Source organism: Pseudomonas phoenicis (assembly GCF_047302395.1).
Taxonomy (GTDB): domain Bacteria; phylum Pseudomonadota; class Gammaproteobacteria; order Pseudomonadales; family Pseudomonadaceae; genus Aquipseudomonas.
In genome coordinates this window covers 4,384,730-4,406,099 of record NZ_CP154852.1, presented here as the reverse complement: position 1 = coordinate 4,406,099, position 21,370 = coordinate 4,384,730, and the positions used below count along the sequence as shown (strand labels likewise).

Below are 21,370 nucleotides of genomic sequence, written 5' to 3'. Positions count from 1 at the left end.
TGCTAAAACCGTATCAGGAGTGCCGCTGCGGTCAGATCATCGAGCCTGGTACGCTCGCCTTGAGGTGTTTGCGAGCGTCCTTGGCGCCTGCCACGGTCAAGGCATCGGCCTCGGCCTCGGTGACCGGCACGCGCTGTCCGGCGGCCACGGCGACTGACATGCGTAGCTGTTCGTCGGTGACGATCTCGATGTCGGAGCCGGCGGTTTCAAGGCGCAGGTCGGCGCCGGTCAGCGTGCAACGATGGGTGGTTTCGTCGATGTGGACGGGCATGTGGAGTTCCTCTCTCTCGGTGGGTATGCACAGGTTGTGACTGCGCGCCGGATCGATTGCTCCGCGCAAGCGGCGAACGGTGGGCAAGGGCACTCCGGCGGTGAGACAGGGTCAATGCCCTAGGCTGAACCAAGGAGCGAACGCCGATGGACGATTGGCTGGACAACGTATGGACGGCCGTGGCGGCGGAGTTCGCCGACGTGACGGACGAGCAGGAAGTGGCGCGGATTCTGGTGCGTCTGATGATGGCGGCGGTGCTGGGCGCGGTGCTCGGTTTCGAGCGCGAGCATCGCGGCAAGTCGGCGGGTGTGCGTACGCACATGCTGGTGTCCATGGGCGCCGCGCTGTTCGTGCTGGCACCGAGCATGGCCGGTGCCGACGAACAGGCGATGAGCCGGGTGATCCAAGGCATCGTGGCGGGTATCGGCTTTCTTGGCGCCGGAACCATCCTCAAGGGCAACGGCAGCGACCCCAGCCATGTCAAAGGGCTGACCACCGCAGCGGGATTGTGGATGACTGCGGCGATCGGCACGGCGGCGGGTATGGGCCGCGAGGCCACGGCGTTGATCAGTACGGTGCTGGGCTTGCTGGTGCTGAGCAGCATGCCAGCATTGGTGGAACGCATTGGCGGGCAGCGCGAGGACAAGAAAAAGGAAGAAGAAACCAAACCTTGATCCAGACCCAGGGTTTGGAAAGAAAGGCTTCGCGCTTCGAAAAACTGAGATGAGCCGTTCAGCGGCCCAGTGCGATGTTCCCGCAGCGATCTGTCTGGAATCGTCGTGCGCCAGGGCCCTGCTTGCAACCGATTGCGGTTCGAACGCAGCCCCTGGTCCGTAGAAAGCACTAAGGGGAGCCGAAGCTCCCCTTGAGGTATGTTGCCTGCTCTTTCTTATTGTTCGGGACGTACCGTTTGTTGTTTTTGTCGGCATGTCCGGGTGGAGCGGTGGCCCCCACACGGGGCTCAAGAGCAAACGTATTTTTTTGAGCGCTGATCGATGTCCATCATTGCTGATCCAGCCTGACCGTCGCTACCTGAGGGTAGTTTTGTTGTTCTGTGCCAGGTGCGGGGCAACACCCCGGAAAACCCATCGACTCCAAAAAGATCTGCTTGCTACGCTTCTGCCGTGTTGTTTTTGTTATGTCAGAACCGTTGTCTGTTGTTTTTATTGGTTGGTGCGTTTTGTTGTTCTTGTTGTACGAAAGATATAGCAGGTGGCGTGCCAACTTTTGAAAGCCTTTTAAAAACAGGCTCTTAGCTGATTTCGCTGAATCGTCCATGCCTGAAATTCTGTCGAATTGTTTCCCTGTTACCCGACTTTCTGTTGAACGTTGTGGGAGCGGTAACACTCGACGCCCCACCTGTATCACTGCGAAGCCATGGCTGCGCTGCGTGCCCTTGCCACCCGAGAACCGTTGGCCCGCCCCAGCACGTCGCTGATGCGCTGCCCGGCTGCTATCAGCAGATCGAGGTCGATGCCGGTGTCGATGCCCAGCCCCTGCATCAGGTACACCACGTCTTCGGTGGCGACGTTACCGGTAGCGCCTTTGGCGTAGGGGCAGCCACCCAGCCCGGCCACGGAACTGTCGAACACGCTGATGCCTTCGAGCAGGCTGGCGTAGACGTTGGCCAGGGCCTGGCCGTAGGTGTCGTGAAAGTGCCCGGCCAACTGCGCACGCGGCACACTCCGACCGACCACGTCGAATAGCCGCCGCGTATCGCCGGCCGTGCCCGTGCCAAGCGTGTCGCCCAACGAAACCTCGTAACAGCCCATGCCGCGCAGGGCCTGCGCCACCGGCGCCACCTGTTCGGCGCGCACAGTGCCTTCATAGGGGCAGCCCAGGACACAGGACACGTAGCCGCGTACCCGTACGCCCTCGGCCTGTGCCAGCGCCATCAGCGGTTCGAAGCGTTTCAGGCTGTCGCCGATCGAGCAGTTGATGTTGCGCTGGGAGAACGCTTCGGAAGCGGCCGCGAACACGGCCACTTCCTGGACGCCGGCGGCCAGCGCATCTTCCAGGCCGCGCAGGTTGGGCGCCAGCGCTGCGTAGGTGACGCCTGCGCGTGGCGTGAGGCCGGCGAACACCTCGGCGGAGCCGGCCATCTGCGGTACCCACTTGGGCGAGACGAAGCTGCCGACTTCGATGTAGGCCAGGCCGGCTGCGGTGAGATCGTCGACCAGGCGAACCTTGTCGGCCACGCTGATGGGCTGGGCTTCGTTCTGCAGACCGTCGCGCGGGCCTACATCGACCAGGCGTACGGAGGAGGGCAAAAGCATGATCGTGTTCCTTGATGGCGGATCAGAGGGTTCGAGGCGAGCCGGTGCTGGCCAGTGCCTGCTCGCAGCGCTCCTGGGCGGTGTCGAGCTCCAGGTGCATCTGTTGGATGTCGAGCATCTGCTGTTCGAGCTGGGCGCGACGCTCGGCGATCTTGGCCAGCATGCCGTTCAACTGCCGAGCGTTGCCGCTGGCGGGATCGTACAGGCCGATCAGCTCGCGGCATTCGGCCAGTGAGAAGCCGATGCGCTTGCCGCGCAGGATCAGCTTGAGCGTGACTTTGTCGCGGGCCGAATAGATACGCTCCAGGCCACGTCGCTCGGGCGTCAGCAAGCCTTGTTCCTCATAGAAGCGGATGGCGCGTGTGGTGATGTCCAACTCGCGGGACAGGTCGGAGATGCTGTAGGTATGGCTGCTCATGATCGGGCTCGGACGCAAGGTGCGACCAACCTATATCTGCCTTTACGTGCACGTCAAGTTACAGCTGGGCAAGCCGCTGTCATCGCCGTCCGGACGGTTCAGCCGACCTTGGGTGGAACGTCTGCGCCCGTTTGATCTCATAGGTTGCAGAACCCTACCCCTGGCTCTTTGGATTCCGATGACTTACGTGAGATGAATCTTTACCCCGACGGCGCCGTAGAGCGCCCGCATGCCGTACCCCCGGGCTTTTTGCGCGAAGGTGGGACGATCGGCACCTTGCTGCGAACATTGGATCACCGCAACTCGCCCCTTGGCGCCGCACAGAGCTGGCCGCCCAGTCTGCAAACCCTGATGGCGACCATTTTGCCGGCCAAGGCGCAGATCGTGCTCTTCTGGGGCCCCGAGTACGTGGCGTTGTACAACGATGCCTATGCGCCGACCATCGGTGCCAAGCACCCTCAGGCGTTGGGGCGTCCGGCCCAGGAAAACTGGAGCGAGCTGTGGGACGATCTCGAGCCGTTGCTACGGGGTGTGCGCGAGACCGGTGAAACGTTCTCGGCCGCCGACCGGCCTTTTTACATCGAACGGCGCGGGTTGGGCGAAACCGCCTGGTTCGATGTGTCTTATTCGGCTGTGCGCGAAGTCGACGGCTCCATCGGCGGCGTGCTGTGTATCGTCACCGAAACCACGGCGCGCGTGCAGTTCGAGCGGCGCCAGGCCTTTTTGCTGGAGTTGGGCCGCACGCTGCCGCAGATCAAGGACGCCGCCCAGATCGAAGCTGTTGCGACACGTCGCCTTGGCGAACACTTGGGGGCATCGCGGGTGTTTTTCGGCCGCGATGCCGGTGACGGCCAGCGCTTTCACATCGAGCAGCAATGGCTCGCTGGGGTACCTGCGCTGGAGCGCGAGCAGACCTATGCGCACCACGGCGAGCGCCTCCATGAGTGCTTGGCGCAAGGCCAAGCGGTGGCTGTGGGCTGTACCGCGTCGGACAGTGGCGGCCTGCGCGCCAGCCTGCTGGTGCCGGTGCATACGGGCGAGCACTTGGATGCCACCCTGGCCGTGCACTTCAATACGCCCCATGCCTTCGCCGACGACGAACGTCTGCTGATAGAAGAAACCGCCAAGCTGGCCTGGACGGCCATCGTGCATGCTCGCGCCGAAGCGAACCTGTTGGCCATGAACGTCAGCCTGGAAGAGCGCGTGTCGAGCATGCTGGCGCAGCGCGAAGCGTCGATGTTGCAACTGCACGAATCGCGCAAGATGGAAATGATCGGGCAACTCACCGGCGGCATCGCGCACGATTTCAACAATATGCTCACCCCCATCATCGCTTCGCTGGAATTGATCCAGCGGCGCGTGCCTGATCCACGTTCGGGGCGTTTGATCGACAGTGCGTTGCTGGCCGCCGACCGGGCGCGCACGGTGGTCGGCCGGCTGCTCAGCTTTGCCCGGCGGCAGACCTTGAAGCCCGAAGTGGTGGCGCTGGCCGATCTGATCGAAGGCATGCGCGAACTGATCGCCCGTTCGCTGGGACCGACCATCGCCTTGCAGGTGGACATCGACGCGGGTTTGCCAGGCGTGGTCATCGATCCGAGCCAATTGGAACTGGCGCTGCTCAATCTGGTGATCAACGCCCGCGATGCGATGCCCCAGGGAGGGCGTTTGGAGATCCGCGCAGGCTTGGTGGAAGACTGCACCGCCCGACCGCCCGGCATCGTCGCCGGGCAGCTGATCTGGCTGCAGGTAGCCGACGATGGCTGCGGTATGCCCGAGGCAGTCCTGGCACGTTGCACCGAACCCTTCTATTCGACTAAGACCGTTGGCCAGGGTGTGGGCCTGGGCCTGCCGATGGTCCAGGGCTTGGCGTTGCAGTCGGGCGGGGGATTTACCGTGCATTCGCAAGCGCACCAAGGCACCCAGGCGACCTTGTGGCTACCGGCGACTGCCTTACCGGTCGCTTGTCGCGAGAGCGACTGCCCCGAAGTGCTGCCCACTCCGAGCGGTTGCCATGTGCTGCTGGTCGACGACGAGCAAATCGTGCGCCAGGCCACGGCGTTGCAGCTGCGCGACCTGGGCTACCAGGTGACCGAGGCGCAGAGCGCGGCCCAAGCCATGGCGCTGCTCGAAACCGGATTCGTGCCCGATCTGCTGTTGACCGACCAAGTGATGCCGGACGTGACCGGTGCCGAGTTGGCCCAGGAGGTTCGGCAGCGCATGCCCCAGCTGCCTGTGCTGATCATCACCGGCTATGCCAACCTCAGCCCGAGCGAGTTGAACGGTTTCGAGGTGCTGCGCAAGCCGTTCCGCCGCGCTGAGCTGGCGCAAGGCTTGGCTCGGTTACTTCAATCCAACCACGCTTAGGCGGTTGCGTTCAGGCCTGGCCGTGGCTGTCCAGCAAAGCCCATAGCCGCGGATCGTCGAAGTCCTCGATCACCAGCTGTGCACCGGCTTGCAGCAGTCGCTGCGCCGGCTGCGTAGTGCTCAAGCCCACCGTGAAGATGCCTGCGGCGGTCGCCGCCGCGACCCCAGGCAGCGAGTCTTCGAAGGCCAAAGCTTGCGCGGCTCGAGCGCCCAAACGCTGGAGGCCGGTGAGGTAGGGCAGGGGGTCGGGTTTGGCCCGGCTCAATTCTTCGGCGACCAGTACGTGGTCGAACGCCTGTTCCAGGCCCATGGCGCGCAACATGTGTTCGGCGTTGAGCCGCGGCGCATTGGTGACCACGCACAGGCCGTGCTTCATGCGGCGTGCATGCTCGAGCACACGCAACAGACCGGGTAGGGGTTGCAAGTGCGGCGAGCGTTCGCGAAACAGCGCTTCCTTGCGCTCGGCCAAGGCTTGACGCTCGGCGGGCGAACGTTCGGGGAAGAGGTCGGCGAACAGGGCCTGGTTGGCGCGCCCGCTGACTTTGGTTTCGAACTCGGCGGTGCTCAGCTCGCGACCGTCGTGCTCCAAGAGCAGATCGCGAAAAGCTTGCAGGTGCAGGGTGTCGGTGTCGGTGAGGGTTCCATCGAGGTCGAACAGCAAGGCGGTGAGCATGAGAAGTCCAGTGGTTAGCGTGGCATGTGCCGCAATCATAGCCCCCTGAACGGCATGAGGAGCCGGTCAGGGTGAACTGCAACGGGGTGCAATCAGACGATAGCCAGCCGCTGCTTGCGCATCGGCGCAGGAAAGGCATCGTCGATGGCCTGCAGGTCTTCGGGGGTCAGGCGCAGGGCACCGGCCGCCGCATTCAGCTGCACATGCTCAGGCTTGACCGCTTTGGGAATGGCCAACACGCCGCCGCCCCGAACCACCCAGGCCAGGCTGATCTGGGCCGGGGTCGCGCCATGCGCCTCGGCGATCCTGGCCAACACGGGGTGCCCGAGCAAGCGCCCGGCTTGCGCCAGCGGGCAATAGGCCATGACCGGCATGCGTTCGGCGCGGCTCCAGGGCAGCAGATCGAATTCGATGCCGCGCTGGCTGGGGTTGTACAGCACCTGGTTGACGGCGCAGGCCGGGGAGGGCAGGCGGCGCATGTCGTCCAGGTCGAAATTGGACACGCCCCAGGCACCGATCTTGCCTTGTTCGCGCAGGCGTTCGAAGGCTTCGATGGTTTCCTCCAGTGGACGCTGGCCGCGCCAGTGCAGCAAGTACAGCTCGAGGTGGTCGGTGCCCAGGCGCTGCAAGCTGCGCTCGCAGGCCTCGGCCACGCCGCGCCGGCTGGCGTTGTGCGGATACACCTTGCTGACCAGGCAGACCTTGTCGCGGCGGCCGGCGATGGCCTTGCCCACCACGCGTTCGGCGCCGCCCTCGGCGTACATTTCGGCGCTGTCGATCAGGGTCAGGCCCAAATCGATGCCTTGTTGCAGCGCGGCCACTTCGGCGGCCTGCTGGTCGGGGCGCTCGCCCATGTACCAGGTGCCTTGACCGATGACCGGAACGTCGCAACCTGCCAATTTCATGTAGTGCATGTCATCTCCGGAATCTGTGTGTGAGCCAGCAGCACATCGAGTAACGCCTGGGCTGCGGTAGAGAGTTTCTGTTCGCTCAGCGCCATGATGCCGATGCGCCGTTCCACGCTGGGCTCCACCAGAGGTACGCAGCGGGCGCCCAGCTCCTGCATCTGCCGGATGCACAACGCAGGCACGGCGCTTACGCCCAGACCGCTGGCGACCATACGACCGATGGTGGACAACTGGTGGCTTTCGAACGCCACGGCCAGCGATCCTGCCGCGACGGGCGCATGTTCTTCGAGCAGCAGGCGTACGGCGGAAGGGCGCTGCAAGGCAATGAAGTCCTGGTCGAGCAAATCGCGCCAGGCCAGGTGCGCACGGCTCGCCAGAGGCGAGTCGGCAGGTACCACGGCAACGAAACGGTCCATGTAGAGCGGATGGAAGTGCAAGCCTTCACCGCTGTCCGGCTCGAAACCGATGCCTAGTTCGACGCGGCGGTGGCGCACCAGTTCCAGTACTTGCTCGTTGATGACGTCGTGCACAGTGACATTGACTTTCGGGTAACGCTGACGGAACACCTTGAGCGCCGGCGGCAACAGGTTGCCGGCGAACGACGGCATCGCCGCCACCGCGACGCGGCCCAGCTGCAAGGTGAAACGCTGGCGCAGCTGCTGTTCGGTGTCATCCCATTCGGCCAGCAGGCGCCGCGCCAACGGCAACAGGACCTCGCCTTCGGCGGTCAGGCTCACGCTGCGGGTGGTCCGGGTGAACAGCGCGCCGCCGAGGTTCTCCTCCAACGCCTTGATGGTCAGGCTCAGCGCAGGTTGTGAAATGTGCAGGTGATCACCGGCCTGGGCGAAGCTCTGGAACTTGGCCACGCTGACGAAAGCGCGTAGCTGCTTGACATTCATGGGATAGGCTCTTTTGGAAGTTTTATCAATCCATCACGAAAACAAAATTAACAAATAAGTCGCCAGGCGTGAACATGGCCTTACCTTCCATCTCGCACAAGGCAACCCACCATGGCCGGACTCGACAAACGCGTCAGCAGCTATCAACAAGCCCTGGAAGGGCTCACGGACGGTATGACAGTCCTGGCCGGCGGCTTCGGCCTCTGCGGCATCCCGGAGAACCTCATCGCCGAAATCAAGCGTCGGGGCGTGCGCGGCCTGACGGTGGTGTCCAACAACTGCGGTGTGGATGGATTCGGCTTGGGCGTGCTGCTCGAAGACCGCCAGATCCGCAAGATGATCGCCTCCTACGTGGGCGAAAACGCCGAGTTCGAACGGCAACTGCTCAGCGGCGAACTGGAAGTGGAACTCACCCCTCAAGGCACCCTGGCGGAAAAGATGCGTGCAGGTGGGGCGGGCATTCCGGCGTTCTTCACCGCTACAGGTTTTGGCACACCGGTGGCCGAAGGCAAGGAAGTGCGGGCGTTCAACGGTCGCTCGTACATCCTCGAAGAGGCCATCACCGGCGACTTCGCCATCGTCAAAGGCTGGAAGGCCGACCATTACGGCAACGTGGTCTACCGCAACACCGCACAGAACTTCAACCCGCTGGCAGCCACGGCCGGACGCATCACGGTGGTGGAGGTAGAGGAACTGGTCGAGCCTGGCGTGCTGTTGCCGAGCGAGATCCATACGCCGGGCATCTTCGTCGATCGGGTGATCGTCGGCCGGTTCGAGAAACGCATCGAAAAACGTACCGTCAAGGCCTGAGCCCTGGCCTCATTCCCTCAAGAGAACCCGACCATGGCCCTGACCCGCGAACAAATGGCGCAACGCGTTGCCCGCGAACTGCAAGACGGCTACTACGTCAACCTCGGCATCGGCATCCCCACGTTGGTGGCCAACTACGTGCCGGCAGACATGGATGTGATGCTGCAATCGGAAAACGGCCTGCTCGGCATGGGCGAATTTCCTGATGAAAGTCAGCTCGATCCCGACATGATCAACGCCGGCAAGCAGACCGTCACTGCCCGCCGCGGTGCGTCGATCTTCGATTCGGCGCAATCCTTCGCGATGATCCGCGGCGGGCATGTGGACCTCACCGTGCTGGGTGCCTTCGAGGTGGACGTGCAAGGCAACATTGCCTCCTGGATGATTCCGGGCAAGCTGGTCAAGGGCATGGGCGGCGCCATGGACCTGGTGGCCGGCGCGGAGAACATCATCGTTACCATGACCCATGCTTCAAAAGACGGCGAATCCAAGCTGCTGGAACGCTGCAGCCTGCCGCTGACCGGCGCCGGTTGCATCCGCAAGGTACTGACCGACCTGGCCTATCTGGAAATCGAGGACGGCGCGTTCATCCTGCGAGAAACGGCGCCGGGGGTCAGCGTGCAGAAAATCGTCGACAAGACGGCTGGCAAGCTGATCGTGGCGCCCGATGTGAAGGAAATGACGTTCTGACTCAGTGAGAGGCCGACAGCCGGCATTGCGTTTGCCCGCCGTACGCGACGGCGGGCGCGTCCCCCATCACTCGGCCGCCAGGCGAGTCCGCGCATGGCGCTCGGCCTTGTACTGCAAGGCCACGGCCGGCGCGGGCTTGGTGGCGCCGGTTTCCAGCCACTGGCGCATGCGGCTGGCATCGGCGAAGTGGGTGTATTTGCCGAAGGCGTCGAGAATCACCATCGCCACCGGGCGGTTGTCCATCTTGGTCAGCAACACCAGGCAGTGCCCGGCCTCGTTGGTGAAGCCAGTCTTGGTCAGGCCGATTTCCCAATTGCTCTTGTTGACCAAGTGGTCGGTGTTGCGAAAGCCCAAAGTGTAATTGGGCTTGCGGAACGCCACGGTCTTTTCGCGGGTGGTCGACAACTGGCTGAGCAGGGGGTAGCTGCGCGAAGCCATGAGCAGCTTGGCCAGGTCGCGTGCGGTAGAAACGTTCTGCGTAGACAGCCCGGTCGGCTCGACATAGCGGGTATGGCTCATGCCCAGGCTGCGCGCTTTGGCGTTCATGGCTTTGATGAATGCGCCGTAGCCGCCGGGGTAGTGGTTGGCGAGGCTGGTGGCGGCGCGGTTTTCCGACGACATCAAGGTGATCAGCAGGGTCTCGCGGCGGTTCAGCTCGCTGCCCAGGCGAACACGCGAGTAAATGCCCTTCATGTCGGGGTTGTTGGCGATGGTCATGGTCAGCATTTCGTCCATCGGCAACTTGGCGTCGAGCACGACCATGGCGGTCATCAACTTGGTGACCGAGGCGATCGGCAACACACGTTCTGCATTGCTCGAATAGAGTTCCTTGCGCGTATTCAGGTCGATCAGCAAGGCACTGCCGGAGGCCAGGTGAAGCTTGGCCGGGTCACGCTGTACCTGGGCCGGGGCTTGCGCGGCAGCGGCGGCAGGGGGAAGCATCGCGGGTCCTGTGAGCGACAACATCAGGCTGAAGATGGACAGGGAAGTTTTCACGTCGAGGCTCACTAATGGTGGGTATGTCATTGGCTACGAAAGGATTTCCCTCTCGAAAACCGGCGCATTGTGGAGTATGGGCCAGACGCTGTCGATTGCTTGTCAAAGCCACCAGGCCTTATGACAAAAACTTCATCCGTTCGTCGGCTGGAGGCTGAGCAGGCGCATGAAGAGCCCGCTGGAAGCGCAGTGATAATTAGTTGAGACGGGTAGGGTTCGCTAGGGCTGCTCCGCAGCCCATCGCAGCTGATCGGAGCGCCGAACCGGCCGCTGCAACTGGAAACGCATCTTTTGTAGGAGCGGCTTCAGCCGCGATGGGCTGCAAAGCAGCCCTAGTCGCCTGAATAAACATCGTTACGCTGGAAACAGCTATGAATACTGGGAAAACGGTACGTGTTCGGCGGGCCTTACCAACGCGGCGGTGGCGGGCCGTAGTACCCCGGTGGCGGGCCATAGTAGCGGCGGTAGTGGGGCGGCGGCGGCGGTGCCGGGACGTAGCGCTGCACTACGTAGGGCTGCTGATAATAGACCGGGGGCGGCGCTTGCACGTACACCGGCGGCCTTTCCACGTAGACGGGCGGCGGTGCCTGTACATACACCGGCTGCGGCGCGTAGTAGGTCGGTTCGCGGTCGACATAGACTGTGCGGTCCTGGCCCCCCGACACGGCAGCGCCGACCACCGCACCTACGACGGCCGCACCCAGGATCGGCCCCGCTCCACGCCAGCCATGGGCAGCGGCCGGGCCACTCACGGCCAAGGCCCCGATCAGCAACGCGATCACTGGCAGGTGACGCTTCATAACGAATCCTCCGAAACACCCCAGATTCAGGGGCGTAGCACTATGACCGCTGTTTCGGATCATTGCAGCGTCCGGCAGCGTAAAGGTTGTGTAAGGTCGGACGAGCGGTGTGTCTGCGGCCTTATGGGGTATAACCCTTACGTCGCCCAAGTCGATTCCATCACGAGGAGCTCAAATGACGCCCATCACACCCAACGCCGCGACCGTCCTGTGCATTTCCCTGGCCGGACGGCCCGGCACCTTCGGGGTGCGCTTTCACAACCACCTGTATCGGCAGCTGGGCCTGAATTACTACTACAAGGCCATGACCACCCAGGATCTACCCGCCGCTGTTGCAGGCATCCGCGCCCTGGGCATTCGTGGCTGTGGTGTGTCGATGCCGTTCAAGGAAGCCTGCATGGCCTTGGTCGACGCCATCGATCCTTCTGCCGCCGCCATCGACTCGATCAACACACTGGTCAACGACGCCGGACGGCTTACGGCCTATAACACCGATTACCTCGCTGTGCGCCAACTGCTCGAGCAGCGCCGGGTCGATCCGACGACGGCCTTCGCGTTGCGCGGCAGTGGCGGCATGGCCAAGGCCGTCGCCTGTGCGCTGCGCGACAGCGGTTTCGTCGACGGTACCATCGTGGCGCGCAACGAGGCGGCCGGCCGCAAGCTGGCGGACACCTGCGGCTACCGTTGGGTACCTGACGTGCAGGGCCTGGAGCCGCTGCCGCTGCTGATCAACGTCACACCCATCGGCATGCTCGGCGGTGCGGAGGTCGATCAACTGGCCTTCGATGAAGCGACCATCGCCGAGGCGCAATGGATATTCGACGTCGTCGCCCGGCCCGAACGCACGCCATTGGTCGCGCGGGCGATCGAGCAGGGCAAGTCGGTGATTACCGGCGTCGATGTCATCGCCTTGCAGGCGCTCGAGCAGTTCGTGCTGTATACCGGAATCCGGCCCACGCCTGCCCAGGTCGATGAGGCAGTGGCGTTCGCCCGCGAGGGCTGATGGGCGCACGTTTTATCGACCGAGGCTTATCGAGCGCAGGCGCCCGCGCAACGTTTCAGAAACGCTGGGCATGTCGATCGAGCTGTTGGTCCACCAACCAACGACCATGGGCCAGCGCCGCATGCTGGGCATGTTCGAGGTCGGCCATGAACTTCATCTCGACGGGCAGTGACAGGCGCCTGCTGACGTGCCCATCAGGTGCCGTGATCAGGCATCCGGCGGCATAGGGCAGGGGGGAATCGGGATGGGCCATCACGCTGGCGGTGATGGTGTGCTCGCGGTATTCACAATGCAGGGTATGCATGGTCTTTACCTCGCTGTGGTTCGCAATGGGTACTCATTTGCTATACCACAGCCAGGCCAAGCGAAGACGGCGCCCGACGAACGTGCAGGCGCCGGCAGGGATTACATCGGTGCTGGCTGAATGATTTCGACCCAATAGCCGTCCGGGTCCTTGATGAAGGCCAGGTGGTGCATACGACCATCGCTCAAGCGCTTCTGGAACGGCACTTCCAGTTTTTCGAAGCGCGCGCAGGCGCTGGTGACGTCCGGGACGGAAATGCAGATGTGACCGAAACCGCGAGGGTCGCTGTTGCCGTCGTGGTAGGCGAAGTCGGCATCGTGCTCGGTGCCATGGTTATGGGTCAGTTCCAGCACGCCTGGAATCGACTTCATCCATTGGTGGCGTGCGTCGTCATCCGCCGGGATCACGCTCTTGTCGGTCAGGGCCAGGAAGTACAGGCTGAAACCCGCTTCGGCGAAATCACGCTTGTCGACCAGGGTGAAACCCAGGACGCGGGTGTAGAAGTCCAGGGACTTCTCGATGTCCTTGACCCGCAGCATGGTGTGGTTGAACACGAAGTTGCTGGTGGCGGCATCGGGTTGGGCGGTGATGCCTGGGAGGTTTTGCAGATCGTTCAGGCTCATGGGGTCTCCAGATGAATAAAGCCGGGCCTGGGGCTCCAGCGAAACGAACAGGCGTGCATGATACGGAAGAAATGCGAACCCACAAATGAAAACGCCCCGCACGAGGTGCGAGGCGTTGGAATTAGAGGCCCGCGTGTGCGGGCGCGTGATGGGGTCGCTAGTCCGTTAGCTGGTTCGATAATGCCGCGGTCGCTGTGAAAAATCTGTGAACGGTTCGTTCAAGTTTCATGCGCGCAGCCAAGTTTCCACCGTGTCACTACCGTATTGCTCTTTCCACGCTTTCAAACCGCGATGGTTGCCGCCCTTGGTTTCAATCAGTTCGCCATTGTGCGGGTTCTCGTAGACCTTGGTCACACGGGGGCGGCGGTGCTGCTTGCTGGTCGGTGCAGGCGCCTTGCTCGGGGTTTTCGGATCAAGGATGGCGACGATTTCGCGCAAGCCCTTGTTATAGTCTTTCATCAAAACCAGCAGCTTTTGCTCGAACTCGATTTCGCGCTTGAGCCCGGCATCTTTCTTCATCGATTCCAACTGGGCGATCTGGTCTTGCAGGGCTTTTTCCGCAGCGCGGAATTCGGCGAGTCTGGACATGGACACTACTCCTTGAGAACAACGGGGCCGGATTTGAGACTAGGAACAGGCGCTGGCCAGCTAACACTTCAGGCGCGAGAAGCTGTCCGATGCAAGCCAGTGTAGTTGTCGGTACGAACTCGGTAAACCCAAACTTCGATGAAAAATGCTGTAACTAGTGGGGGATAAAGAGTGAACAGTTCGTGCCGCAAGTTGCAACTTCAAAGTGAACTTTTCTGTTGTCATGGGCCTCGCCGCGCGTACCCGGCCAGGCAGTGTTCGATCTTCGGTAAGGCGGTCAACGGATGAAGCAGCTTCTCTTGATCGGCATCGGCCCGGGCGATCCTCGGCAAATCACGCTCGAAGCGATCGAAGCACTGCAGCAGGCCGATGTGTTCTTTCTGATCGACAAAGGCGAGGTCAGGCGCGAGCTGATCGAGGTGCGCCGGCAGTTGATCGAGCGTCATGCGCAGCCTGGCAGTTACCGCATGGTGCAGATCGACGACGTACAGCGCGATGCCCAGGCCAGCGATTACAAGGGGGCAGTACAGGCCTGGCATGAACAGCGTGCGGCTCTGTATGCCCGCTTGATCGAATACGAACTGGCTGCAGGCGAAGTTGGAGCGTTTTTGTTATGGGGCGAGCCCGGTCTGTACGACAGTACTTTGCGCATGCTCGACCTGGTCAGGCAGTTCGGCGTCGAAATTGCCCTGCGGGTGATTCCCGGCATCAGCAGCGCCCAGGCGTTGGCCGCACGTCACGCAGTGCCGCTCAGTGATACGGGTGGATCGTTGACGATAGTGCCCGGCCGGCGACTGAGCGAACTTGCCGGCATCGATAATGTGCTGGTCATGCTCGACGGCCGGAATGCATTCGATCACATTGCCGCCGAAGGCCTATATATCTACTGGGGCGCCTATCTGGGCAGCGAGGACGAAATACTGATCTCAGGCCCGTTGCAAGACGTGAAGAAGCGGATCGCGCGAGCGCGGAAGGAGGCACGTGCCCGCAAGGGCTGGATCATGGACACGTACTTGTTGCGGCGAACACCGTGAGGAGAATTATTGATCGTTGGTCAGCATCGATTGGATCTTGTCGCGCAGTTTTTCGATGCTGAATGGTTTTCCGATCATGTGCATGCCCTCAGGGACGACCAGGCTCTCTGCATAACCACTGGCGAACAGCACGGGCAGCAGCGGGCGCATCGTCCGCGCTTTCATCGCTAGGTCCTGCCCCGTCATGTCTGGTAGGCCCACATCGGTCATCAAGAGATCCAATGGTTGATCCGAATCCTCGAGAATACGCAACGCTTCTCCAGCATCCGCAGCTTCCAGCGTGGTATAGCCGAGTTCTTCGAGCACTTCGAGCGTCAGCATACGAACGATTTCGTCGTCTTCGACAACCAGTAATTGCATGAATCGATCCTGTTCTGAAGGTGTGTCTACTCAGTGCCTGATGGCAATGAGAAGTTCCGCAGGATACGCGCGCGGGCGCGCCGATGGAACGTTTCGATGACCCCACCCATCAAAGACTGGCTAAATGCCTGCCCTCGCGCGCGAAGCGCTGTAGAATGGCGCCTTTTTGCCGCAGGGCAACAGCGGGCGCCGACAGAATCGGCACGGCGTCTGCCCCCACCGTTCAACAGACTTCCTTCGTTCGGGCGTTAACTGATGATTCAAGCAGCTTCGATGGACCAACGCAGTTTCCGCAAACTGCTCAGCCGCAACGTGGGCCTGCCCTTGGGCGTCGGGCTGCTGAGCGCCGTGGCGTTCGTCGTGGTGGTCAGTTACCTGTTGTCGGCCATGAAGTGGGTCGAGCACACCGATCATGTCATCGGCAACGCCAACGAAACCGTCAAACTGTCCATCGACATGGAAACCGGCATGCGCGGTTTTCTCATCACCGGCGACGAGCGTTTCCTCGATCCCTACGAAGTCGCCAAGCCGCAGATATTCGGCAGCCTCGACGCACTGCGCGATCTGGTCAGCGACAACCCGCAACAGGTCGACCGCATACAACGGCTCAAAGCCCTGCAGCATGCCTGGAACGACTTCGGCGCCGAGATGATCGAGCAGCGTCGCAAGGGCGAGGGCTACCGCGAGGCCATCGGCAATGGCCGCGGCAAACGCATCACCGACCAGATGCGCAAGGAATACGCCACCTTCATCGACAACGAACAGCAACTTCGTGCTTCGCGCACCGAAACGGTCAGCGACGTCACCACACTTATCATCAGTGCCTTCATCGTGCTGATCGTGGGCCTCACCGCCTTGCTGGCCTACCTGGGCCGACGTGATCTGCTGGCGCTCTCGGCCAGCTATGACGAGAACCTCTGGGCGCAGCAACGCGCCACGGAACGTCTGGAGCATCAAGCCTGGCTGCGCAACGGCCAGACGCAGCTCGCCGGTGAAGTGCTCGGCCAATTGACCTTGCCCAAGCTCGGCGACAGCATCCTGCGCTTCTTCGCCAGCTACCTGGGCAGTGTGGTGGGCGCAGTCTATGCGCGGGACGAGCATGGGCAACTGATCCGCGTGGCCAGCTATGGCCTGGATGTCGAACAACAGGCGCGCGAACAGCGGCTGCAGGCCCATGACGGTCTGTTGGGGCAGTCGGTGCGTGAGGGCAAGGTCATCCGCCTGGACGACCTGCCCGAAGGTTTCCACAAACTCAGCTCCGGGCTTGGCAGCGGCTTGCCGCGCAGCGCCATGCTGGTCCCGGCCAGCCACGACGGTGAAGCCAACGGCGTGATCGAGCTGGGCTTCCTGCGCCCGCTGCAACCACGCGACGAAGAACTGCTCGAACGCCTGGCCGGCAGCCTTGGCACGTCCATCGAGAGCGCGCGCTACCGCCAGCGCTTGCAAGAAGTACTGGCCGAGACCCAGCAACTCAACGAAGAGCTGCAAGTGCAGCAGGAAGAGTTGAAGACCGCCAACGAGGAGTTGGAAGAACAATCGCGTGTGCTCAAGGAGTCCCAGGCCTACCTGGAGACCCAGCAAGCGGAGCTGGAGCAGACCAACGAGCAACTGGCCGAGCGCACCGATGCGCTGGACCGCAAGAACAGCGAGCTCAATACTGCGCAACAGGAGTTGCAGGCGCGCGCCGACGACCTGCAACGCTCAAGCCAGTACAAGTCCGAGTTCCTGGCCAACATGTCCCACGAACTGCGCACGCCGCTCAACAGCTCGCTGATCCTGGCCAAGCTGCTGGGCGAGAACGCCAGCGGCAACCTTACCCCCGAGCAGGTCAAGTTCGCCGATTCCATCTACTCGGCCGGCAACGATCTGCTGAACCTGATCAACGACATTCTCGACATCGCCAAGGTCGAGGCCGGCAAGCTCGAAGTACGCCCGCAGACCACGCCGCTGGAGCGGCTGGTCGACGGCCTGCGCGGCATGTTCCTGCCCTTGGCCAATGACAAGGGCCTGGCCCTGGAGGTGCATCTGCAAGGCCAGGTGCCGGCCACCCTGTACACCGATCGCCAGCGCCTGGAGCAGATCCTCAAGAATCTGCTGTCCAATGCCATCAAGTTCACCGAACAGGGCAAGGTCAGCCTGACCGTCAGCCATGATCCGGCGCGGGGTATCGTCTTCGCGGTCCAGGACAGCGGTATCGGCATCCCGCACGACCAGCAGCAGGCGATCTTCGGCGCGTTCCATCAAGTCGACGGCACCAGCAACCGCCGCTATGGCGGCACCGGCCTTGGCCTGTCCATTTCCAGCGACCTGGCCCAGTTGCTGGGCGGGGAAATCACCGTGCAGAGCCAGCCGGGGCAGGGCAGCCTGTTCAGCCTGGTGCTGCCCGAGCGTTATGAGGCCGAGGAACTGGTGGACGACACCCCCATCCTGCGCCCGGTGCTCGACCGTCTGCCGGCCGCCCCGGCACCCGACACGCCGATCGCCCGGCCGAGCCTTGCGCCGGCGCCGGCCTTCGCCGACGATCGCGAGCTGGCACCGTTCGCCAATCGCTGCATCCTGGTCATCGAAGACGAACCGAATTTCGCCCACATCCTTTACGACCTGGCCCACGAGCTGGGCTACAACTGCCTGCACGCCCAAGGTGCCGACGAAGGCTTCGAACTCGCCGCCCGTTACCTTCCCGACGCCGTGCTGCTGGACATGCGCCTGCCCGACCACTCCGGTCTGACCGTACTGCAACGCTTGAAGGAACGCGCCGAAACCCGACACATTCCGGTGCACGTGATCTCCGTGGAAGACCGCGTCGAAGCGGCCTTGCACATGGGCGCCATCGGCTATGCGGTCAAGCCCGCCACCCGTGACGAGCTCAAGGAGGTCTTCGGGCGTCTGGAGGCCAAGCTCACGCAAAAACTCAAGCGCATCTTGCTGGTCGAGGACGACGACCTGCAACGCGAAAGCATCGCTCGGCTGATCGGCGACGAAGACATCGAGATCACTGCCGTGGGCATGGCCCAAGAGGCTCTGGATTTGCTGCGTGAAAACGTCTACGACTGCATGATCATCGACCTCAAACTGCCTGACATGCTGGGCGGCGAGCTGCTCAAGCGCATGACCTTGGAAGACATCTGCGCCTTCCCGCCGGTGATCGTCTACACCGGGCGCAACCTGACCCGTGAAGAAGAGGCCGAACTGCTCAAATATTCGCGTTCGATCATCATCAAAGGCGCACGCTCGCCCGAGCGGCTGCTCGACGAAGTGACGCTGTTCCTGCACAAGGTCGAGTCGCAGTTGTCCCACGATCGCCAGCGCATGCTGCAGACCGCGCGCAGCCGCGACCGAGTGTTCGAAGGCCGGCGCATCCTGTTGGTCGACGACGACGTACGCAACATCTTCGCCCTGACCAGTGCGCTCGAGCAGAAGGGCGCCGTGGTGTTGATCGGGCGCAACGGCCGCGAGGCCATCGAGCGCCTCGAAGAGCATCAGGATGTCGATCTGGTGCTGATGGACGTGATGATGCCGGAGATGGACGGCTACGAAGCGACGCGCCTGATCCGTCAGCAACCGCGCTGGCGCAAGCTGCCGATCATCGCCGTGACCGCCAAGGCCATGAAGGACGACCAGCACCGTTGCCTGCAAGCCGGCGCCAACGACTACCTGGCCAAGCCCATCGACCTCGATCGCCTGTTCTCGCTGATTCGCGTGTGGCTGCCGCAATTGGAGCGCATTTGACTATCGACCGTGACACCGACATCGAGATCAGGCTGCTGATCGAGGCGATCTACCTCAAATACAGCTATGACTTTCGCGACTACTCCGGCGCTTCGATCAAGCGCCGGATCCTTCACGCCGTGCGCCAGTTCGACTGCCGTACGGTGTCGGCGCTGCAGGAGCGGGTGCTGCACGACCCCGGCATGTTCATGGAATTGTTGCAGTACCTGACGATTCCGGTGAGCGAAATGTTCCGCGACCCTAGCCACTTCCTCGCGCTGCGCAACGAAGTGGTGCCGCTGCTGCGCACCTGGCCGTCGATCAAGCTGTGGATCGCCGGGTGCAGTACGGGCGAGGAGGTGTACTCCATGGCCATCCTGCTGCGCGAGGAGGGCTTGCTCGAGCGCAGCATCCTGTACGCCACCGACATCAATCCGTATTCGCTGGAACGCGCCAAGCAAGGCATCTATTCGTTGCAGAGCATTCAGGCCTACGAGCACAACTACCGCCAGGCCGGCGGGCGTCGGGACTTTTCCGAGTACTACACGGCAGCCTACGGCAACGCGATCATGGATAGCAGCTTGCGGGAAAACGTGACCTTCGCCGACCACAGCCTGGCTACCGACAGCGTGTTTTCCGAAACCCAACTGGTGTCTTGCCGCAACGTGATGATCTACTTCAACAAAACGCTGCAGGATCGCGCCTTCGGTCTCTTTCACGAGTCGCTGTGCCACCGCGGTTTCCTGGTACTGGGCAGCAAAGAGTCGATCGACTTTTCCGCCTATGCCGATCGCTTCGAGGCGCTGGTGCGCCCCGAGCGGATCTTTCGCAAATCATGATCGTGCCACGTGCCATCGTCATCGGTGCCTCGGCAGGAGGGGTGGCCGCCTTGTTCGAGGTGCTCGGGCAGTTGCCCCTTGCCTTCGGCATACCGATTCTCTGCGTGCTGCACCTGCCGCCCGACCGGCCCAGCCATTTGGCCTCGGTGCTGCAGCGCCGACTGGCGCGGCCTGTGCGCGAGGCCTGCGATAAGGAACGTATTGTCGATGGCATGATCTACGTCGCAGGCCCTGGATATCATTTATCGGTCGAGCAGGACCTGAGCCTTTCCCTGAGCCAGGAGGACCCGGTGCATTATTCGCGTCCGTCCATCGATCTGTTGTTCGAGTCCGCCGCCGATGCCTATGGCAGCGACCTGCTCGGCATCGTCCTGACCGGGGCCAATCATGACGGTGCCCAGGGACTGGCCAGAATCAAACAACAGGGCGGCCGGACCATCGTCCAGGACCCCCATGACGCACAGGTGGGGCTGATGCCGCAGGCGGCACTGGCATCGCACACGCCCGACCACATTCTTTCTCTGAGCGGTATCGGGCAGTTGCTCGCCACCCTGGAAACCAGCGCATGCTAAGCCACATCACCGCGAAACTGTTGATCGTCGATGACCTGCCGGAAAACCTGTTGGCGCTGGAGGCCCTGATCCAGGGCGCAGACCGCGAAGTGCATCAGGCGCTGTCGGCCGATCAGGCACTGTCGCTGCTGCTCGAACACGATTTCGCCTTGGCCATCCTCGATGTGCAGATGCCTGGTATGAACGGGTTCGAACTGGCCGAGCTGATGCGCGGCATGGAAAAGACCAAGCACATCCCCATTGTGTTCGTCAGCGCCGCGGGCCGCGACTTGGACTACGCCTTCAAAGGCTACGAAAGCGGCGCGGTGGATTTCCTGCACAAGCCCCTCGACACCCTGGCGGTGAAGAGCAAAGTCTCGGTGTTCGTCGATCTGTTCCGTCAGCGCGAAGTGCTCGATCGTCAGCTCGAGGCCCTGGAGCGTGGGCGGCAGGAGCAGGCCCTGCTGCTCAATCAGTTGCAGGCCACGCAGACCGAATTGCAGCATGCGGTTCGCATGCGCGACGACTTCATGTCGATCGTGTCCCATGAAGTGCGTACGCCACTCAATGGCCTGATTCTCGAAACCCAGCTGCGCAAGATGAACCTGGCGCGCGGCAACCTGGCGGCCTTCAGCCCGGAAAAACTGCAGTCGATGGTCGAGCGCGACGAACGGCAGATCAATAGCCTGATCCGATTGGTCGAAGACATGCTGGACGTGTCGCGGATTCGTACCGGCAAGCTGTCGATCAAACCCAAACCATTCGATTTGAGCGCTTTGCTGCTCAATCTGGTCGAACGTTTCGACGCTCAGGCAGAAGCGCTGCAAACGCGCATCGAGCTGAGCCCCTGTCGGCCCATGTGTGGCAACTGGGACGAGTTCCGGGTAGAGCAAGTGCTGGTCAACCTGTTGTCCAACGCCCTGCGCTACGGTGATCGCAAGACCGTCCATGTGCGCATGCACCAAGAGGGCGAAATGGTCTGCGTGCAGGTGCAGGACCAAGGCATCGGTATCAGTGAGCCGAACCAGAAGCGTATTTTCCAGCAGTTCGAGCGCGTGGCAGCGCAGCATGCGCGCAGTGGTCTGGGGTTGGGTTTGTATATCTCCGAACAAATCGTACTGGCCCATGGCGGACGTATCGAAGTGCACAGTGAAGAAGGTAAAGGCTCCACGTTCAGCGTATACCTGCCGCTACCTGCAGTGGCGGCACAAAGCGACCACGCGCAGGCAACCTCTGTCTGAGCGTGAGGTCATAG

At 62.3% G+C, this 21,370-nt stretch carries 23 protein-coding genes; 10 read left to right on the top strand and 13 right to left on the bottom strand.

What is annotated here, in order from left to right:
- Nucleotides 1-31 precede the first annotated feature (31 nt).
- Nucleotides 32-271: a DUF3203 family protein gene (locus tag AA0Z93_RS20005; RefSeq protein ID WP_413047249.1), complete on the bottom strand. Its 240-nt coding sequence runs from the start codon at nt 269-271 to the stop codon at nt 32-34.
- 146 nt (nt 272-417) lie between these two features.
- Here AA0Z93_RS20005 and AA0Z93_RS20000 point away from each other — a divergent pair, with 146 nt between their 5' ends.
- Complete coding sequence (locus tag AA0Z93_RS20000; RefSeq protein ID WP_413047250.1) at nt 418-945, top strand: MgtC/SapB family protein; 528 nt, start codon at nt 418-420, stop codon at nt 943-945.
- A 328-nt stretch (nt 946-1,273) separates the two neighbouring features.
- Here the strand turns inward: AA0Z93_RS20000 and AA0Z93_RS19995 are convergent, their stop codons facing one another.
- The 3 genes from AA0Z93_RS19995 to AA0Z93_RS19985 form a co-directional block, all read right to left on the bottom strand.
- On the bottom strand, nt 1,274-1,549 hold the full coding sequence (locus AA0Z93_RS19995; protein WP_413047251.1) for a hypothetical protein: 276 nt from the start codon (nt 1,547-1,549) through the stop codon (nt 1,274-1,276).
- 86 nt (nt 1,550-1,635) lie between these two features.
- Nucleotides 1,636-2,547 carry a hydroxymethylglutaryl-CoA lyase gene (locus AA0Z93_RS19990; protein WP_413047252.1) on the bottom strand — a complete coding sequence of 304 codons (912 nt, stop codon included), beginning with the start codon at nt 2,545-2,547 and terminating at the stop codon, nt 1,636-1,638.
- A 22-nt stretch (nt 2,548-2,569) separates the two neighbouring features.
- On the bottom strand, nt 2,570-2,965 hold the full coding sequence (locus AA0Z93_RS19985; protein WP_413047253.1) for a MerR family transcriptional regulator: 396 nt from the start codon (nt 2,963-2,965) through the stop codon (nt 2,570-2,572).
- Between the two features lie 192 nt (nt 2,966-3,157).
- Here AA0Z93_RS19985 and AA0Z93_RS19980 point away from each other — a divergent pair, with 192 nt between their 5' ends.
- Complete coding sequence (locus AA0Z93_RS19980; protein WP_413047254.1) at nt 3,158-5,329, top strand: response regulator; 2,172 nt, start codon at nt 3,158-3,160, stop codon at nt 5,327-5,329.
- Nucleotides 5,330-5,339: 10 nt separating this feature from the next.
- Here the strand turns inward: AA0Z93_RS19980 and AA0Z93_RS19975 are convergent, their stop codons facing one another.
- The 3 genes from AA0Z93_RS19975 to AA0Z93_RS19965 all read right to left on the bottom strand — a co-directional run bounded on the left by AA0Z93_RS19975 (nt 5,340) and on the right by AA0Z93_RS19965 (nt 7,809).
- Nucleotides 5,340-6,002: an HAD family hydrolase gene (locus tag AA0Z93_RS19975; protein WP_413047255.1), complete on the bottom strand. Its 663-nt coding sequence runs from the start codon at nt 6,000-6,002 to the stop codon at nt 5,340-5,342.
- Nucleotides 6,003-6,094: 92 nt separating this feature from the next.
- Nucleotides 6,095-6,916 (bottom strand): aldo/keto reductase, encoded by an 822-nt coding sequence (locus tag AA0Z93_RS19970; protein WP_413047256.1) that lies wholly within the window; start codon nt 6,914-6,916, stop codon nt 6,095-6,097.
- Nucleotides 6,904-7,809, bottom strand: a complete 906-nt coding sequence (locus AA0Z93_RS19965; protein WP_413047257.1) for a LysR family transcriptional regulator — start codon at nt 7,807-7,809, stop codon at nt 6,904-6,906. Before AA0Z93_RS19965 ends, AA0Z93_RS19970 begins: the two co-directional genes overlap by 13 nt.
- A gap of 111 nt (nt 7,810-7,920) precedes the next feature.
- Between AA0Z93_RS19965 and AA0Z93_RS19960 the strand changes: the two genes are divergently transcribed.
- Together AA0Z93_RS19960 and AA0Z93_RS19955 are read left to right on the top strand one after the other, a co-directional pair.
- On the top strand, nt 7,921-8,619 hold the full coding sequence (locus tag AA0Z93_RS19960) for a CoA transferase subunit A (RefSeq protein WP_413047258.1): 699 nt from the start codon (nt 7,921-7,923) through the stop codon (nt 8,617-8,619).
- 33 nt (nt 8,620-8,652) lie between these two features.
- Nucleotides 8,653-9,309, top strand: a complete 657-nt coding sequence (locus AA0Z93_RS19955; protein ID WP_413047259.1) for a CoA transferase subunit B — start codon at nt 8,653-8,655, stop codon at nt 9,307-9,309.
- A gap of 66 nt (nt 9,310-9,375) precedes the next feature.
- Here the strand turns inward: AA0Z93_RS19955 and pbpG are convergent, their stop codons facing one another.
- Entirely contained in the window at nt 9,376-10,305 is a 930-nt protein-coding gene (gene pbpG, locus AA0Z93_RS19950) for a D-alanyl-D-alanine endopeptidase (RefSeq protein WP_413047260.1), read from the bottom strand.
- Nucleotides 10,306-10,712: 407 nt separating this feature from the next.
- Nucleotides 10,713-11,105 (bottom strand): hypothetical protein, encoded by a 393-nt coding sequence (locus AA0Z93_RS19945; RefSeq protein ID WP_413047261.1) that lies wholly within the window; start codon nt 11,103-11,105, stop codon nt 10,713-10,715.
- Between the two features lie 175 nt (nt 11,106-11,280).
- Here AA0Z93_RS19945 and AA0Z93_RS19940 point away from each other — a divergent pair, with 175 nt between their 5' ends.
- Nucleotides 11,281-12,108, top strand: coding sequence for a shikimate 5-dehydrogenase (locus AA0Z93_RS19940; RefSeq protein ID WP_413047262.1), 828 nt, complete (start codon nt 11,281-11,283; stop codon nt 12,106-12,108).
- A 55-nt stretch (nt 12,109-12,163) separates the two neighbouring features.
- Here the strand turns inward: AA0Z93_RS19940 and AA0Z93_RS19935 are convergent, their stop codons facing one another.
- From AA0Z93_RS19935 to AA0Z93_RS19925, 3 genes are all read right to left on the bottom strand, one after another.
- Nucleotides 12,164-12,412, bottom strand: coding sequence for a hypothetical protein (locus tag AA0Z93_RS19935; RefSeq protein WP_413047263.1), 249 nt, complete (start codon nt 12,410-12,412; stop codon nt 12,164-12,166).
- 101 nt (nt 12,413-12,513) lie between these two features.
- Complete coding sequence (gene gloA / locus AA0Z93_RS19930; RefSeq protein ID WP_413047264.1) at nt 12,514-13,035, bottom strand: lactoylglutathione lyase; 522 nt, start codon at nt 13,033-13,035, stop codon at nt 12,514-12,516.
- 225 nt (nt 13,036-13,260) lie between these two features.
- Nucleotides 13,261-13,623 (bottom strand): histone-like nucleoid-structuring protein, MvaT/MvaU family, encoded by a 363-nt coding sequence (locus AA0Z93_RS19925; protein ID WP_413047265.1) that lies wholly within the window; start codon nt 13,621-13,623, stop codon nt 13,261-13,263.
- Between the two features lie 284 nt (nt 13,624-13,907).
- Between AA0Z93_RS19925 and cobF the strand changes: the two genes are divergently transcribed.
- Nucleotides 13,908-14,657 (top strand): precorrin-6A synthase (deacetylating), encoded by a 750-nt coding sequence (gene cobF / locus AA0Z93_RS19920; RefSeq protein ID WP_413047266.1) that lies wholly within the window; start codon nt 13,908-13,910, stop codon nt 14,655-14,657.
- 6 nt (nt 14,658-14,663) lie between these two features.
- On the opposite strand, the gene AA0Z93_RS19915 is transcribed toward cobF, so the two are convergent.
- On the bottom strand, nt 14,664-15,017 hold the full coding sequence (locus AA0Z93_RS19915; RefSeq protein WP_413047267.1) for a response regulator: 354 nt from the start codon (nt 15,015-15,017) through the stop codon (nt 14,664-14,666).
- 255 nt (nt 15,018-15,272) lie between these two features.
- Here AA0Z93_RS19915 and AA0Z93_RS19910 point away from each other — a divergent pair, with 255 nt between their 5' ends.
- Genes AA0Z93_RS19910 through AA0Z93_RS19895 form a run of 4 tightly spaced genes read left to right on the top strand, consistent with a single transcriptional unit; the run spans nt 15,273 to nt 21,356 of the window.
- Nucleotides 15,273-18,746, top strand: coding sequence for a response regulator (locus AA0Z93_RS19910; protein ID WP_413047268.1), 3,474 nt, complete (start codon nt 15,273-15,275; stop codon nt 18,744-18,746).
- On the top strand, nt 18,743-19,564 hold the full coding sequence (locus tag AA0Z93_RS19905) for a CheR family methyltransferase (protein WP_413047269.1): 822 nt from the start codon (nt 18,743-18,745) through the stop codon (nt 19,562-19,564). Before AA0Z93_RS19910 ends, AA0Z93_RS19905 begins: the two co-directional genes overlap by 4 nt.
- Nucleotides 19,561-20,136 carry a chemotaxis protein CheB gene (locus tag AA0Z93_RS19900; protein WP_413047270.1) on the top strand — a complete coding sequence of 192 codons (576 nt, stop codon included), beginning with the start codon at nt 19,561-19,563 and terminating at the stop codon, nt 20,134-20,136. Before AA0Z93_RS19905 ends, AA0Z93_RS19900 begins: the two co-directional genes overlap by 4 nt.
- Nucleotides 20,130-21,356 (top strand): ATP-binding protein, encoded by a 1,227-nt coding sequence (locus AA0Z93_RS19895; RefSeq protein ID WP_413047271.1) that lies wholly within the window; start codon nt 20,130-20,132, stop codon nt 21,354-21,356. The genes AA0Z93_RS19900 and AA0Z93_RS19895 overlap by 7 nt, the downstream gene beginning before the upstream one ends.
- Nucleotides 21,357-21,370: the final 14 nt, after the last annotated feature.

What these genes read in the sequence shown, in the direction of transcription:
- AA0Z93_RS20005 (WP_413047249.1), bottom strand. Translation starts at nt 271, where the DNA reads ATGCCCGTCCACATCGACGAAACCACCCATCGTTGCACGCTGACCGGC.
- AA0Z93_RS20000 (WP_413047250.1), top strand. Translation starts at nt 418, where the DNA reads ATGGACGATTGGCTGGACAACGTATGGACGGCCGTGGCGGCGGAGTTC.
- AA0Z93_RS19995 (WP_413047251.1), bottom strand. Translation starts at nt 1,549, where the DNA reads ATGGACGATTCAGCGAAATCAGCTAAGAGCCTGTTTTTAAAAGGCTTT.
- AA0Z93_RS19990 (WP_413047252.1), bottom strand. Translation starts at nt 2,547, where the DNA reads ATGCTTTTGCCCTCCTCCGTACGCCTGGTCGATGTAGGCCCGCGCGAC.
- AA0Z93_RS19985 (WP_413047253.1), bottom strand. Translation starts at nt 2,965, where the DNA reads ATGAGCAGCCATACCTACAGCATCTCCGACCTGTCCCGCGAGTTGGAC.
- AA0Z93_RS19980 (WP_413047254.1), top strand. Translation starts at nt 3,158, where the DNA reads ATGAATCTTTACCCCGACGGCGCCGTAGAGCGCCCGCATGCCGTACCC.
- AA0Z93_RS19975 (WP_413047255.1), bottom strand. Translation starts at nt 6,002, where the DNA reads ATGCTCACCGCCTTGCTGTTCGACCTCGATGGAACCCTCACCGACACC.
- AA0Z93_RS19970 (WP_413047256.1), bottom strand. Translation starts at nt 6,916, where the DNA reads ATGCACTACATGAAATTGGCAGGTTGCGACGTTCCGGTCATCGGTCAA.
- AA0Z93_RS19965 (WP_413047257.1), bottom strand. Translation starts at nt 7,809, where the DNA reads ATGAATGTCAAGCAGCTACGCGCTTTCGTCAGCGTGGCCAAGTTCCAG.
- AA0Z93_RS19960 (WP_413047258.1), top strand. Translation starts at nt 7,921, where the DNA reads ATGGCCGGACTCGACAAACGCGTCAGCAGCTATCAACAAGCCCTGGAA.
- AA0Z93_RS19955 (WP_413047259.1), top strand. Translation starts at nt 8,653, where the DNA reads ATGGCCCTGACCCGCGAACAAATGGCGCAACGCGTTGCCCGCGAACTG.
- AA0Z93_RS19945 (WP_413047261.1), bottom strand. Translation starts at nt 11,105, where the DNA reads ATGAAGCGTCACCTGCCAGTGATCGCGTTGCTGATCGGGGCCTTGGCC.
- AA0Z93_RS19940 (WP_413047262.1), top strand. Translation starts at nt 11,281, where the DNA reads ATGACGCCCATCACACCCAACGCCGCGACCGTCCTGTGCATTTCCCTG.
- AA0Z93_RS19935 (WP_413047263.1), bottom strand. Translation starts at nt 12,412, where the DNA reads ATGCATACCCTGCATTGTGAATACCGCGAGCACACCATCACCGCCAGC.
- gloA (WP_413047264.1), bottom strand. Translation starts at nt 13,035, where the DNA reads ATGAGCCTGAACGATCTGCAAAACCTCCCAGGCATCACCGCCCAACCC.
- AA0Z93_RS19925 (WP_413047265.1), bottom strand. Translation starts at nt 13,623, where the DNA reads ATGTCCAGACTCGCCGAATTCCGCGCTGCGGAAAAAGCCCTGCAAGAC.
- cobF (WP_413047266.1), top strand. Translation starts at nt 13,908, where the DNA reads ATGAAGCAGCTTCTCTTGATCGGCATCGGCCCGGGCGATCCTCGGCAA.
- AA0Z93_RS19915 (WP_413047267.1), bottom strand. Translation starts at nt 15,017, where the DNA reads ATGCAATTACTGGTTGTCGAAGACGACGAAATCGTTCGTATGCTGACG.
- AA0Z93_RS19910 (WP_413047268.1), top strand. Translation starts at nt 15,273, where the DNA reads ATGATTCAAGCAGCTTCGATGGACCAACGCAGTTTCCGCAAACTGCTC.
- AA0Z93_RS19900 (WP_413047270.1), top strand. Translation starts at nt 19,561, where the DNA reads ATGATCGTGCCACGTGCCATCGTCATCGGTGCCTCGGCAGGAGGGGTG.
- AA0Z93_RS19895 (WP_413047271.1), top strand. Translation starts at nt 20,130, where the DNA reads ATGCTAAGCCACATCACCGCGAAACTGTTGATCGTCGATGACCTGCCG.